The sequence below is a fragment of the Hydrogenophaga sp. genome, from assembly GCF_030373225.1.
GTDB lineage: Bacteria > Pseudomonadota > Gammaproteobacteria > Burkholderiales > Burkholderiaceae_C > Hydrogenophaga.
This window is the reverse complement of the sequence record NZ_JAUCZG010000027.1, coordinates 15,729-30,362: the sequence shown is the minus strand read 5'-3', so window position 1 is coordinate 30,362 and position 14,634 is coordinate 15,729. Positions and strand designations below refer to the sequence as shown.

Annotated in this window: 8 protein-coding genes; 4 read left to right on the top strand and 4 right to left on the bottom strand. The window is 68.8% G+C overall.

Annotation, left to right across the window (positions count from 1 at the left end):
• Positions 1-2 precede the first annotated feature (2 nt).
• Positions 3-2,366: a DNA topoisomerase IV subunit A gene (gene parC, locus QUV35_RS14480; RefSeq protein ID WP_300875486.1), complete on the top strand. Its 2,364-nt coding sequence runs from the start codon at positions 3-5 to the stop codon at positions 2,364-2,366.
• 2 nt (positions 2,367-2,368) lie between these two features.
• A complete protein-coding gene (locus QUV35_RS14475; protein ID WP_300875482.1) occupies positions 2,369-2,569 on the top strand; it encodes a hypothetical protein in 201 nt (66 codons plus the stop codon).
• A gap of 102 nt (positions 2,570-2,671) precedes the next feature.
• On the opposite strand, the gene QUV35_RS14470 is transcribed toward QUV35_RS14475, so the two are convergent.
• The 4 genes from QUV35_RS14470 to QUV35_RS14455 form a co-directional block, all read right to left on the bottom strand.
• Positions 2,672-3,139: a RidA family protein gene (locus tag QUV35_RS14470; RefSeq protein WP_300875479.1), complete on the bottom strand. Its 468-nt coding sequence runs from the start codon at positions 3,137-3,139 to the stop codon at positions 2,672-2,674.
• Between the two features lie 68 nt (positions 3,140-3,207).
• Positions 3,208-4,185, bottom strand: a complete 978-nt coding sequence (locus QUV35_RS14465; RefSeq protein WP_300875476.1) for a transglutaminase family protein — start codon at positions 4,183-4,185, stop codon at positions 3,208-3,210.
• A 146-nt stretch (positions 4,186-4,331) separates the two neighbouring features.
• Positions 4,332-6,926 (bottom strand): circularly permuted type 2 ATP-grasp protein, encoded by a 2,595-nt coding sequence (locus QUV35_RS14460; RefSeq protein ID WP_300875474.1) that lies wholly within the window; start codon positions 6,924-6,926, stop codon positions 4,332-4,334.
• Between the two features lie 106 nt (positions 6,927-7,032).
• On the bottom strand, positions 7,033-10,539 hold the full coding sequence (locus QUV35_RS14455; protein ID WP_300875471.1) for a DUF2126 domain-containing protein: 3,507 nt from the start codon (positions 10,537-10,539) through the stop codon (positions 7,033-7,035).
• A 153-nt stretch (positions 10,540-10,692) separates the two neighbouring features.
• Between QUV35_RS14455 and QUV35_RS14450 the strand changes: the two genes are divergently transcribed.
• Positions 10,693-13,131 (top strand): DNA internalization-related competence protein ComEC/Rec2, encoded by a 2,439-nt coding sequence (locus QUV35_RS14450; protein ID WP_366945441.1) that lies wholly within the window; start codon positions 10,693-10,695, stop codon positions 13,129-13,131.
• Between the two features lie 54 nt (positions 13,132-13,185).
• Positions 13,186-14,625, top strand: coding sequence for a circularly permuted type 2 ATP-grasp protein (locus QUV35_RS14445; protein WP_300875469.1), 1,440 nt, complete (start codon positions 13,186-13,188; stop codon positions 14,623-14,625).
• The last annotated feature ends 9 nt before the right edge of the window (positions 14,626-14,634 follow it).

Here is a 14,634-nt window from a genome sequence, read left to right as displayed (position 1 = left end):
GCATGTCCGACATCCTGAATCCCGAACTGCCCTTGTCCGAACCCGATGACGGCCTGAACCTCGCGAGCTACGCGCAGCGCGCCTACCTCGAGTACGCCCTCTCCGTCGTGAAAGGCCGCGCGCTGCCCGATGTGTGCGACGGCCAGAAGCCGGTGCAGCGGCGCATCCTCTACAGCATGGACCGCATGGGCCTGGGCTTCAGCGGACCCAACAACAACACCGCCGCGCGCCCGGTGAAGAGCGCGCGTGTGGTCGGTGATGTGCTGGGCCGCTTTCACCCGCACGGTGACCAGGCGGCCTACGACGCGCTGGTGCGCATGGCGCAGGACTTTGCGCAGCGCTATCCGCTGATCGACGGCCAGGGCAACTTCGGTTCGCGCGACGGTGACGGCGCCGCAGCGATGCGCTACACCGAAGCCCGCCTGGCGAAGATCACCACCCTGCTGCTCGACGAGATCGACGAGGGCACGGTGGACTTCGTACCCAACTACGACGGCTCCACCGTGGAGCCCAGACAGTTGCCCGCGCGCCTGCCGTTCAACCTGCTCAATGGCGCCTCGGGCATTGCCGTGGGCCTGGCCACCGAAATCCCGAGCCACAACCTGCGCGAGGTGGCCGATGCCTGCGTGGCCCTGATCAAGACACCGAAGCTCACCGACGCGGAGCTGCTGGCCATCCTGCCCGGCCCCGACTATCCCGGCGGCGGCCAGATCATCAGCCCGGCGAGCGACATTGCAGATGCCTACCGCACCGGGCGCGGCAGCCTCAAGGTGCGCGCGCGCTGGAAGATCGAAGACCTGGCGCGCGGACAGTGGCAACTGGTGGTCACCGAACTGCCGCCCGGCGTGAGCACGCAGCGCGTGCTGGAAGAAATCGAGGAACTCACCAACCCCAAGGTGAAGGCCGGCAAAAAGGCGCTCACGCAGGAGCAGACGCAGCTCAAGGCCAGCATCCTGATGGTGCTTGACGGCGTGCGCGACGAGTCGAGCAAGGACGCACCGGTGCGCCTGTTGTTCGAGCCCAAGAGCAGCCGCATCGGGCAGCAGGAGCTCATCACCGCGCTGCTGGCGCACACCAGCCTGGAGAGCTCGACGCCGATCAACCTCACCATGATCGGACTCGATGGGCGCCCGACGCAGAAGTCGCTGCGGCAGATGCTGGTCGAGTGGATCGAATTCCGCCAGGGCACCATCACGCGCCGCTCGCAGCACCGCCTGAGCAAGGTGCTGGACCGCATCCACATCCTCGAGGGTCGCCAGCTGGTGCTGCTCAACATCGACGAGGTGATCGCCATCATCCGGCAGGCCGACGAGCCCAAGGCCGCGCTGATCGAGCGTTTCAGGCTGAGCGATCGCCAGGCCGAGGACATCCTTGAAATCCGCCTGCGCCAGCTCGCGCGCCTGGAAGCCATCAAGATCGAGCAGGAGCTCAAGTCGCTGAAGGAAGAGCAGGGCAGGCTCGAAGACATCCTGGGCAACCCGGGCAGCCTCAAGCGCCTGATGGTCAGGGAAATCGAGGCCGATGCCAAAACCTTCGCCGACGCCCGCCGCACGCTGATCCAGACCGAGAAGAAGGCCGTGGCCGAGATCAAGGTGGTGGACGAACCCGTCACCGTGGTGGTGTCCGCCAAGGGCTGGGTGCGTGCCCGCTCCGGGCACGGCCATGAAGCCGGCAGCTTCGCGTTCAAGGCCGGCGACGGTCTGTACCGCACCTTTGAATGCCGCACGGTGGACACCCTGATCGTCTTCGGCACGCCCAAGGACAAGGTGGGCCGTGTCTATTCGGTGCCGGTGGCCAGCTTGCCCGGCGCGCGCGGCGACGGTCAGCCGATCACCACGCTGATCGAACTGGAGGCCGGCACGCAGCCCCTGCACTACTTCGCCGGCCCGGCGAATGCCACGCTGCTGCTCAGCAGCAGTGGCGGCTACGGGTTCCTGGCCACCGTGGAGAACATGGTGTCGCGCCAGCGCGGCGGCAAGACCTTCCTCAGCCTGGGGGAAGGCGAGACGCCGTGCGCACCGTCGCACGCGGCCTTCACCTCGGGCACGCAGCCGCTGGCGCCGGCCACCCATGTGTGCTGCGCCTCCACCGGCGGGCGCATCCTCACCTTCGAGATCGGGGAACTCAAGCTGATGGAAAAAGGCGGACGTGGCCTGATGCTGATCGACCTCGAACCCAAGGACACGCTGGCCGGCGCAGCGGCCTACACCCGGAGCGTGAAGATCGAAGGCATCGGTCGCGGCGGCAAGGAACGCGACGAGACGCTGGAAATCCGCAGCCTGAACAACGCACGCGCCGCGCGCGGTCGCAAAGGCAAGGCGGCCGACCTGGGCTTCAAGCCCAACCGCGTGACCCGGGTGGAATGAACATGAACAGCGGAGAACTCACCGGTGTGGTGATTGCCGCAGCGCTGGCGGTGCTGGCCTTCGGCGTCACCCGCTATGCCGTGCGCCACTTCGCGCGAAAACGAGCAGCCAGGGAGCAGGTCGTTGCACAAGCCACCCAGAGCCGGCAGGTGCGGCGGGCCAGCGAACGCAGGAAGCAACAAGAAGCGACACGACCGAAGTGACCCCCACCAGAGGCATCGAGGGTCCGGCTCCGCCGGCCCCGGATGCCGCCCCCTCAGAGGGGAGCGCCGTGAGGCGCGCGGGGGGTCAACAAGTTCCGGGGGTCAGCGGAGTTCAGCGATCAGCTCGATCTCCACACAAGCGCCCATGGGCAGCTGCGCCACGCCGAACGCGCTGCGTGCATGGGCGCCCACCGGGCCAAAGACCTCGCCGAGCAATTCGCTGCAGCCGTTGGTGACCAGATGCTGTTCGGTGTAGGTTGCGGTGGAGTTCACCAGGCTGAGCACCTTGACGATGCGGTTGACGTCGTCGAGGGTCTTGCCGGCGGCCAGGCAGGCGGCGGCCAGCGTGCCCAGCAGGTCGATGGCCACGGCGCGCGCTGCGGGTCGGGCTTCATCGGTGGTCATGGTCAGGCCCAGCTGGCCGACCCAGGGCTTGCCGTCCTGGCGCGCAATGTGGCCGCTCAGAAAGACCAGGTTGCCGGTCTGCACAAAGGGGACGTAGGCGGCGGCGGGCACCGCGACGGGTGGAAGGACGATACCGAGGCTGGACAGCTTGTCGTAGATGCTCATGGGGGCTCCTGGGGAATGAGCGGCCCATTCTAAGACGGCCCCTGTTGCGGGCGCGGTCTGCGCGCGGCTCAGGCCTCGGGCTCGGCCTCTTGCGCTTCCAGCACCTCCAGCTCGTCGGGCGGGGCGACCGTCACCGCGACCTGCAGGGTGTGGTCGGCGCCGCTGTGGATCACGCCGCGCATCGGCGAGACGTCGCCGAAATCGCGGCCGGTGGCCAGCGTCACATAGTCTTCACCCGGGCTGCCCCAGCCGCAGCGGTTGTTGGTGGGGTCGAAGTCGAACCAGGCGCCGGCGGGCGGTGCGCCATCGTCATCGTCCTTTTCGCTCACCACCGGCACATACACCGACACCCAGGCGTGCGAGGCGTCGGCGCCGATCAGCCGCACCTTTCCGGGTGCCGGACGCGTCAGCAGGTAGCCGCTCACATACCGCGCGGGCAGCCCGAGGCTGCGCAGGCAGCCGAGCATGATGTGGGCGAAGTCCTGGCAGACACCCTTGCCCTGTTCGAGCGCTTCCAGCGCGGGGGTGTTGACCTCGGTGCTGGCCGTCTCATAGCTCAGTTCGGTGTGGATGCGCTCCATCAGCGCCTGCGTCGCCGCCAGCGCCGGCAGGCCGGGTTTGAACGCCGGTCGGGCAAAGGCGGCAAAGGCGTCGTCGCGCGGCACATAGGGCGAGGCGAAGAGGAATTCGGCGGCCGGATCGAACGGCGCATTGGCCCGGTAACGGAAGTGCTCCCGCACACGTTCCCAGGTCATGCCGCGCCAGGGCGGGGTCTGCGGCAGCGGCTGGTGCGCGCTGGTCTCCACGACGCTGTCGGCCTCCACCGTGAGCACGTTGTGCGTGGCCTGCAGCGAAAAAAAGGTGCGCTGGTTGCCGAACACGTCGGTGGTCTGGCTGCGCGCGGACGGCGGCGGGTCGATGCGCAATTCGTTCTCGATCACGCGCTGGTGCGGCGTGTTCAGCGGGCACAGGTGCACCATGTGCTGCGCCAGGTCGATCGAGCCGTGGTAGCGGTAGCGGGTGCGGTGCAGGATGCGCAGCAGCATTTCAATGGCCCCCTGCGTCGCCTTCGGCGCCTCCCCCCGCAGGGGGGCAACACCTGCGGCCCGTCCTGAGCATGTCGAAGGGCGGTTCCGCGGTGATTCCGGGTTGGCGCTTTCTCATGGGTGGCATGTCTTGTGCCGGCGGGTGTTCATAGACTTTGGTTTCGCTGATCGGCGTGGCTGAAATGCAGGCGGCTGAGTTCGTTGGAGAGTTCCACGGCCGCGATCTCGCAGCCATCCAGCAACTCCGCCAGCTCGCTCCAGGTGCGCAGGCCTTCGGGGCTGCGTTGCCAGTTGCTCAGGTCGGGCAGCACCCAGGTGTCGGGGTCGGGCAGGCGCTGGGCCAGCACCGCGTCCTGCGGCGTGGCGCTGCTGGCCAGCTTGGCCAGTCGCGAGCGCAGTGTCTGCACCACCCAGGCCAGCGAGCGCGGGTTGTCGCGGTCCATCACCAGCAGGTCGATCAGGGCCACCATGTCGCGCCGTTGCTGGTACTGCGCATGGAAGGTGATGGTGCTGTCGAACAGCGCGATGACCGCTTCGAAGCCGGCCTGGTCGTGCACGCAGCCGTGTTCGAGCGCGAGGGAAAGCGATCTCGAGAGCGTGACGAGCCGCTCGATGTGGCGGCCCATGGAGAGCAGGCGCCAGCCGTCGTCGCGCACCATGCGGTCGGTCTGGGAGCCGGTGATGGCGGCCAGCAGCTCGCTGGCGTTCTGCAGCGCCGTCAGGGCTTCGGCAGTGGCGTACTCGGCGTCGGTCGACAGGGCAGCGCAGTCGCGCGCAAAGCTGGTCTCGGTGCGCTCGATCAGGTGCCAGTGTTCCTGCGACAGGCGTTCGCGCACCTGGGATGCGGCCGCCTTCAGCGCCCGCAGGTTGAATCCCACGCTGTGCGACCTGGCGGCCAGGGGGTCGGTCGCCTTGGGCGAAAGGGCGGCCATGAGGCTGCGCGCAAACACGCGCGGCGAGACGGTGGCGGCCGGGGCTTCGGAGATCACCAGCGAGTTTTCCGTGGCGGTGGCCGTGAGCCAGGCCATCAGGGGCCGCGAATTGGGTTCTTCGCCGCCGAGGTGGTTGAGCACGATCTGGGCGAGGCGGATGCTGTTCTCGGCGCGTTCGGTGTAGCGGCCGAGCCAGAAGAGGTTCTCGGCCGCGCGGCTGGTCACCGGCTGTTTCTGCTGCGCCAGCGCCAGCGTGCTGGGTGCCGACTGCAGCAGGCTGGTGTGGTCCACCGGACCGTCGGTGAGCACCCAGCAGTCGGCGCTGCTGCCGCCGCGCTGCATGGCGGCGATGAGTTCACCGCGTGGTGCCAGCCGCACCAGGCCTCCGGGCAGCACGCGCCAGGAACCCGCGCCATCGGCCAGTGCAAACACCCGCAGCATGGCCGAGCGCGGCATCAGGCGTTCGCCCGACCAGGTCGGGGTTTGCGACAGCGGCAGCCACGACTGCACGGTGTAGTGGTCGGGGTGGCGCGCCATGCGGCCGGACCACTCGTCGAGTTCGCGCTCGCTCAGGCTCTGGCCCATGGCGGTTTCCAGGCCCGAGCGCGGATAGGTGGGTTTGATCACGCTGCCCTTGATCAGGGGCAGCACCTCGCGCAGCGCGGCGTCTTCGCCGCACCACCAGGTCGCCAGCGAGGGCAGCGACAGCTCTTCGCCGAGCAGGTGGCGGCTGATGGCCGGCAGGAAACCGAGCAGGGCGCTCGATTCGAGTGGTGCCGAACCGGGCGCGTTGGCCAGCAGCAGGTTGCCTGCGCGCAGCACCTGCAGCAGGCCGGGCACGCCCAGCCGCGAGTCGGAGCGCAGTTCCAGCGGGTCGAGCCATTCGTCGTCCAGCCGCTTGATGAGCGCATGCACCGGCTCCAGGCCGCTGAGGGTCTTGAGGTAGAGGCGCTGGTCACGCACGGTGAGGTCGTTGCCCTCGACCAGCGTGAGGCCGAGGTAGCGCGCCAGGTAGGCGTGCTCGAAATAGGTTTCGTTGTAGGGCCCGGGGGTGAGCAGGGCGATGCGCGCGTTCTCGCCCTCGGGTGCCATGCGCTTGATGCCGTCCATGAGGGCGCGGTAGCTCGCCGCCAGGCGCTGCACCTTCATGCCGGCGAACGCCTTGGGGAACTGGCGCGCAATCGCGATGCGGTTCTCCAGCAGGTAGCCCAGGCCCGACGGCGCCTGCGTGCGCTGGCCCACGACCCACCAGCGGCCGTCGGGTCCGTGCGCCAGATCGAAGCCCACGATGTGCAGCCAGGTGTCGCCGGGCGGTTTCACACCCTGCATCGACCGCAGGTAGCCCGGATGCCCCTGCACCAGGGCGGCGGGCAGCAGGGCGCGCTTGAGCAGTTCGCGCTCGCCGTACAGGTCGCCCATGATCGCGTTGAGCAAGCGCGTGCGCTGCAGCACGCCGGTCTCGATGCGGGCCCAGTCGTCCGGACCGACCAGCATCGGGAACAGGTCGAGCGCCCACGGCCGCTGCAGGCCCGCCGTGGCGTCGGCGTACACGTTGTAGGTCACGCCGTTGTCGCGGATCTGGCGCTGCAGGTTGTCGCTGCGCCGGCTCAGGTCGGCCAGGCCGTCGGTGCCGATGTGCTCGAAGAAGCTCGACCACGGCTCGGCCAGGGCATGGCTGTCACCGTGTCCGTGCGCGCGCAATTCGTCTCGGTGACCCGCGTCGGCGGGCACCGACAAGGACAGGGCCCAGTCGCCGGGGTTGTCGGGGCTGATGTCGTCGAAGAGGGAGTCGGAAGCGTCTTTGTTCACTGCGTCAGAGTATGCCCGTTGACCTGCGCGCAGCCCGGCGCGCAGGCGTCCGTCCTGTCGTTTCCGTCACACAAGGCGGCGCGCCCGCACGGTGGCTGGCGTTGGCTCAGTAACGCAGGTCCAGCGTGGCGGGGAACTCGCGGCTGCTGCTGGCTGGCTTCACTTCCATCCGGCCCGGTGTGTGCCCCATCTGGAAGAAGCGCGACATGCGACGGCTCTCGGCCTCGTAGGCGTTGATCGGGAAAGTGTCGTAGTTGCGCCCGCCGGGATGGGCCACGAAGTACTGGCAGCCGCCCATGGAGCGCTTCATCCAGGTGTCGACGATGTCGAAGGTGAGCGGCGCGTGCGACGGGATCGAGGGGTGCAGTGCCGACGGCGGGCTCCACGCCTTGTAGCGAACGCCGGCCACATACTCGCCGGCGGTGCCGGTGGTCTGCAGCGGGATGGCGCGGCCATTGCAGGTGATCACGTATCGGCTGTCGTTCCAGCCGCTCACGCGCACCTCGATGCGCTCCAGCGACGAATCGACATACCGCACGGTGCCACCCGGCGCGCCTTCTTCGCCCATCACGTGCCAGGGCTCCAGCGCGCTGCGCAGCGTGAGCTCGATGCCGCGCGCGGCCACCTGGCCGACCAGGGGGAAGCGGAATTCGAAATGCGGGTCGAACCACGACATGTCGAAGCGGTAGCCGAAGTCGGCCAGGTCGGTGAGCACGTCCTCGAAGTCCATGCGCACATAGGTCGGCAGCAGGTAACGGTCGTGCAGCTCGGTGCCCCAGCGGGTGAGGCGGCCGTGCCAGGGCTGTTGCCAGAAGCGCGAGACCAGCGCACGCAGCAGCAGCTGTTGCGCAATGCTCATGCGGGCGTGCGGCGGCATTTCGAAGGCGCGCAGTTCCAGCAGGCCCAGCCGGCCCGTGGGCGTGTCGGGCGAATACAGCTTGTCGATGCAGAACTCGCTGCGGTGCGTGTTGCCGGTCACATCGATCAGGATGTTGCGCAGCGTTCGGTCCACCATCCAGGGCGGCATCTGGTCGCCATGGGTCTCGCGGTTCTTCTCGATCTGCGCCAGCGCGATTTCCAGCTCGTACAGCTGGTCGTTGCGCGCTTCGTCCACGCGCGGTGCCTGGCTGGTCGGGCCGATGAACAGGCCGCTGAACAGATAGGACAGCGAGGGGTGGTTGTGCCAGTAGGCGATCAGGCTGCCCAGCAGCTCGGGCTTGCGCAGGAACGGCGAGTCGGCCGGCGTGGCACCGCCCATCACGAAGTGGTTGCCGCCGCCGGTGCCGGTGTGGCGGCCATCGGTCATGAACTTCTCGGCGCACAGCCTGGTCTGGTGCGCGGCCTCGTACAGGAATTCGGTGTGCTCCACCAGTTCGCCCCAGGTGTGGGCCGGGTGGATGTTGACCTCCACCACACCCGGGTCGGGCGTGATCTGCAGCATCTTCAGGCGCGGGTCGCGCGGCGGCGGGTAGCCCTCGAGCACGATCGTCACGCCCAGGCGCTCGGCGGTGGCTTCCACCGCGGCCAGCAAATCCAGGTAGTCCTCGAGATGCGCCATGGGTGGCATGAAGATGTAGAGGTGCTGGATCTTGCCGCCGCCCGCCTTCTCGGCCTTGGGTCCGTTGGAGCGGTGCGGGTCGCGTGCCTCGACGCACAGCGCGGTGCGGGTGAGCCAGGCGGCCGATTCGCCGCGCTGCGGGAAGCGTGCGGACAAGGCCTGGGCCGGCGCCGCGCCAGGGCCGGGCTGGCCCGCGCGCAGTCCTTCCACCGAATCGGCATCGGGGTCGAAGTCCATGCCCTGCATGGACACCGTGCCACCCTCGGCGAAGCCGCCGCCCACCTGGTGCGGCGAGACCTGGTGTTTCACCGCTGCGCCGCGAGGCAGGGGGTCGCGCGCGGTGTGCGGGTCCTGTTCGATGTGGTAGGGGTAGTCGCCGGCCGACACCCAGGGCAGCGAGTCCAGCGGCAGGCGGTAGCCCATGGGCGAGTCGCCCGGAACGAGGTACATGCGTTCGTCGCGGAAGAACCAGGGTCCGGTGGACCACACGGTGCCCGAGACGCGGGCGTAGTTGCTCTTGCCGTTGCTGGAGAGCGTGCCGTTCTGGCCGGAGGCCTGCAGTGGCAGCACATAGCCCACCGTGGCCTCCAGGCCCTGGGTGAACACGCGGCGCAGGCGCGCGCGCTCGAGCTCGTCGTCGAGCTTCGCGTTGAACGGGTCGACGTTGACCGGCAGTCGGCGCTCGCGCCAGAGGTAGTACCAGGTGTCTTCAAAACCGGGGGTGATGTACTGCGTGGACAGCCCGAGCTTGCGGGCGAGCGCCTGGGTGAAGCGGCGCGCATCGTCGCTGGTGTAGTGCTTCTCGTCGCGCTCGTCGGCGAGCAGCGCCGGGTTGTTCCAGATGGTCTCGCCGTCGGCGCGCCAGAACATCGAGAGTGCCCAGCGCGGCAGTTGTTCGCCCGGGTACCACTTGCCCTGGCCCATGTGCACGAAGCCGCCGGCGCCGTATTCCACCCGCAGCCGGTCGAGCAGCTCGGTGGCGTAGCCGCGCTTGGTGGGGCCGAGCGCGTCGGTGTTCCATTCGGCCGCGTCGCGGTCGCTGGTGGCCACGAACGTGGGCTCACCGCCCATGGTCAGGCGCACGTCGTGCTGTTGCAGGTCGAGGTCGACCTGCTCGCCCAGCGCCACCACGCCGGCCCACTGCTCGTCGGTGTAGGGCAGGGTCACGCGGGGTGACTCGTACACGCGGGTCACCCCCATGTGGTGGCTGAACTCCACCTCGCACTTGTCCATGGCGCCTTCGACCGGCGCAGCACTCGATGGCTGCGGCGTGCAGGCCAGGGGAATGTGGCCTTCGCCGGCGAGCAGGCCGGAGGTCGGGTCCAGGCCGATCCAGCCGGCGCCGGGCAGGAACACCTCGCACCAGGCGTGCAGGTCGGTGAAGTCCTGTTCGGGGCCGTTCGGGCCGTCGACCGATGTCACGTCGGACTTGAGCTGGATCAGGTAGCCCGAGACGAAGCGCGCAGCCAGGCCCATGTGGCGCAGGATCTGCACCAGCAGCCAGCCGGTGTCGCGGCACGAACCGCTGCCGAGCTTGAGCGTTTCTTCGGGTGCCTGCACGCCCGGCTCCATGCGGATGGTGTAGGCGATCGCGTGCTGCAGCTTCTGGTTCACGTCGACCAGAAAGTCGATGGTGCGGCGCTCGCTGCGGTCCACCGTGGCCAGCCAGGCCTTGAGCAGCGGCGTCATGGGCGCCGTGACCAGATAGGGTGCGAGTTCCTTTTTCTGTTCCTCGTCGTAGGTGAACGGAAAGTTCTCGGCGCGCGGTTCCAGGAAAAAGTCGAACGGGTTGTAGACCGCCATTTCCACCACCAGGTCGATGGTGACCTTGAATTCGGTGGTCGGTTCGGGGAAGACGAGGCGGGCCTGGTAGTTGGCAAACGGGTCTTGCTGCCAGTTGATGAAATGGCCTTCTGGCTCGATGCGCTGGGAGTACGACAGCACCTTGGTGCGGCTGTGCGGTGCGGGCCGCAGACGGACCACCTGGGGACCGAGTTTCACGAGCCGGTCGTATCGATAATGCGTGATGTGGCTCAGGGCGACATGAATGGCCATGTGGGGGCTTTCAACGGGGGAGGAAACAATGAATCGACAGGCAAAGGCTGGGCCGTGCGCGCTGGGACTGATCCTAGCAAGTCTTGCGCCAAAGAACGAACGCCGCACCGCCCGTGCGGCTTTGACGGTGGTGTCCGACCCGCGAGCCTGACCGTGCGCCCGGGCTGGATGGCGGTCTTGCCGGGCTGGGTGCTGGGCGTGGCGCTGCAGTTGCAGCAAGCGGCCCTGTGGCCGGTGGCGGCGTATGCCGGCCTGCTGTGTGCGGGCGTCGGCTTGCTGGCCATCGCGCGACTGCGGGCCGGCGCGCGCGCCGCCTGGACGGGCTGCCTGCTCGCTGGCTTGCTGGTTGGCGTCGGCCTCACCGGTGTGCGCGCCGCGCACTTCGCCAGCCAGGCGCTGGACCCTTCCCTGCAAGGCGTCGACATCGCCCTGACCGGTCGCATCGCTTCGCTGCCGCAGCGGGTGGCGCAGGGCCAGCGCTTCGAATTCATCGTGGAGTCGGCCAGGCGCGGTGCGCAGGCCGTGACGCTGCCCGAGCGCATCCAGCTGGGCTGGACCAGCGGGTTTGCACCCGCCGACCGGGGGCCGCAGTGGGAGCTCGCCCGGCAGGCCCCGGACCTGCGGGCCGGTGACCGCTGGCGCTTCACGGTGCGCCTGCGCAGCCCGCACGGCTTGTCGAACCCCCACGGTGTCGACCGCGAACGCTGGCTGTGGGAACAGGGCATCCAGGCGACCGGCCATGTGAGAAGTGGCCCGCGCGACCCGGTGCCCGAGCGCGTCGGGGCAAGCGGGCACCACCGCCTGGACCGTCTGCGCCAGGGCGTGAGCGAACGCATCGATGCGCGGGTGGGCGAGCCGCGCAGTGCCGGCGTGCTGTCCGCGCTGGTGGTGGGCGAGCAGTCCGCCATCGCCCGCGACGACTGGGATCTGTTCCGCACCACCGGCGTGGCGCACCTCATGAGCATTTCGGGCCTGCACGTGACCATGTTTGCCTGGCTCGCCACCGCGGTGCTGGCCTGGGGCTGGCGGCGCCTGGCCCGGATCTGGCCGCAGGCCTTGCTGGCGCTGCCCACGCCGGTGCTGGCCGGTTGGGGCGGGGTGGCGCTGGCGGCGGCCTACGCCCTGTTTTCCGGCTGGGGGGTGCCGGCCCAGCGCACCGTGATCATGCTGGCGGTGGTGGTCGGCCTGCGGCTGGGCGTGCGGCACTGGCCGTGGCCGGTGGTCTGGCTGCTGGCCATGGCGGCGGTGCTGCTGCTCGATCCCTGGGCGCTGCTGCAACCGGGCTTCTGGCTCAGCTTCGTGGCCGTGGGCATCCTGTTCGCCACCGATCCCGGGCGCCACTTCGATCGATCGCCGGCCGGGCCGCTGCATCGGCGTGCGTGGCGGCCGCTGGGGCGTCTGGTGCGCGAACAAGCCGTGGTCACCCTGGCGCTGGCGCCCCTCACGCTGCTGCTGTTCGGCCAGTTTTCGGTGGTCGGGCTGCTGGCCAACCTGGTGGCGATTCCCCTGGTGACGCTGCTGATCACCCCGCTGGCCATGCTGGGTGTGCTGCTGCCCGCCCTGTGGGAGCTGGCCGCCGGGGTGGTGCAAGGGCTCTCGGCGGTGCTGCAGTGGTTGGGGCAATGGTCGTGGGCAGCGGTTTTTCGCCCGGCCGCGCCCGCGCCACTGGCGCTGGCGGCGGTGGCCGGCGGGGCCTTGCTGGTGCTGCGCCTGCCCTGGACCGTGCGATCGGCCGGGCTCTTGCTGCTGGCGCCGGCGCTGCTGTGGACGCCGCCGCGCCCGGCGCCGGGACAGTTCGAGCTGGTGGCGCTGGACGTGGGGCAGGGCAGCGCCGTGCTGGTGCGCACGGCCGGGCACAGCCTGCTGTTCGACGCCGGCCCGCGTTGGGGACCCGACAGCGACGCGGGCGAGCGCGTGGTCCTGCCGTTGCTGCGTGCGCTGGGGGAGACGCTCGAGACGGTGGTGGTGAGCCACCGCGACAGCGACCACGCCGGCGGCGCCGGGTCGGTGCGCCAGGCCCACCCGCGGGCGCGCTGGCTGTCGTCATTCAGCCCGGACGCGGCCGAGCGCTGCCTGGCCGGGCAGCACTGGAGCTGGGACGGCGTGACCTTCGAGGTCTTGCGCCCGTTGCCGCAGGACTTCGGACCCGATGGCCAGGGGCTGTTGGGCACGAACGCCATGTCGTGCGTGCTGCGCATCGCGGGAGCGCAGCACAGCGCCTGGCTGGGCGGGGACATCGACGCGGCGCGCGAAGTGCAGCTTGCGCTGGCCCGGCCCCACGACCGCGCCACGGTGATGCTGGCACCGCACCATGGCAGCCTGAGCTCGAGCAGTCCGGTGCTGCTCAACACCTTGCAGCCGCGCTGGGTGCTGGTGCAGTCGGGCTACCGCAACCGGTTCGGCCACCCGGCGCCCGAGGTGCTCGGACGCTACCGCGAGCGCGGCATCCGCTGGGTGAGTTCGCCCGACTGTGGCGCCGCCACCTGGCGCAGCGCCGAACCCGAAACGCTCGATTGCCACCGCGACCAGGTGCGGCGCTACTGGCATCACGGCGGGCCTCCGGCGCGCCCGTCTTCGGCGCGAGAGCCCTGAATCCGGGTTTGCTGGCCCGCTCCTTGCTATGCTGCGGGGAGGAGAAAAAAGCCCATGAGCAGACCGATGTTTGACGAAATGAACGCCTCGCCCAGCGAGGTCCGGGCCCACTACGAGAACTATGCCCGCTGGCTGGCCCAGCAACCGGACGAGGTCATGGCGGCCCGCCGTGAAGAAGCCGAAATGATCTTTCGGCGTGTCGGCATCACCTTTGCGGTGTACGGCGCCAAGGACGAGGACGGCTCCGGCACCGAGCGGCTGATTCCCTTCGACCTGATTCCCCGCATCATCCCGGCACACGAATGGCTGAGCATGGAAGAAGGCCTGGTGCAGCGCGTGACCGCGCTCAACCGCTTCATCCACGACGTCTACCACGACCAGGAAATCATCAAGGCCGGCATCGTGCCGGCCGAGCAGATCTTCCAGAACGCGCAGTTCCGCCCCGAAATGATGGGGGTGGACGTGCCCCACAACATCTACTCGCACATCTCGGGGGTGGACATCGTGCGGGCGCCCAATGCCGATGGGGTCGGCGAGTACTACGTGCTGGAGGACAACCTGCGCGTGCCCAGCGGTGTGAGCTACATGCTTGAAGACCGCAAGATGATGATGCGGCTCTTCCCCGAGCTCTTCGGCGAGAACCGCGTGGCCCCGGTGGCGCACTACCCCGACCTGCTGCTCGAGACCCTGCGCGCGGTGAGTCCGGCCACCACCGCCGAGCCCACGGTGGTGGTGCTCACGCCCGGCATGTACAACAGCGCCTATTTTGAACACGCCTTCCTCGCGCAGCAGATGGGCATCGAGCTGGTGGAAGGGCAGGACCTGTTTGTCAAGGACAACTTCGTCTACATGCGCACCACGCGCGGCCCCAAGCGGGTGGACGTGATCTACCGCCGGGTCGATGACGACTTTCTCGACCCTTCCGTGTTCCGACCCACCTCCACGCTGGGCTGCGAAGGCCTGCTCGGTGTCTACCGCAGCGGCAATGTGGCCATCTGCAATGCCGTGGGCACCGGCGTGGCCGACGACAAGTCGATCTATCCCTACGTGCCGAAGATGATCGAGTTCTACCTCGGTCAAAAACCCATCCTCAGCAACGTGCCCACCTTCATGGGACGTGACGCCGAAGACCTCAAGTACATGCTGGCGAACATGAAGGACCTGGTGGTGAAGGAGGTGCACGGCGCCGGCGGCTACGGCATGCTGGTCGGCCCGGCGTCCACCAAGGCCGAGATCGAGGACTTCCGCAAGGCCGTGGTGGCCAACCCCGCCGGCTACATCGCCCAGCCCACGCTCTCGCTGTCCACCTGCCCCACCTATGTGCAAAGCGGCGTGGCGCCACGCCACATCGACCTGCGCCCCTTTGTGCTCAGCGGCAAGGAGGTGCAGATGGTGCCAGGCGGCCTCACACGCGTGGCGCTCAAGGACGGCTCGCTGGTCGTCAACTCTTCACAGGGTGGCGGCACCAAAGACACGTGGGTCTTGGAAGACTGATCAAGGGAT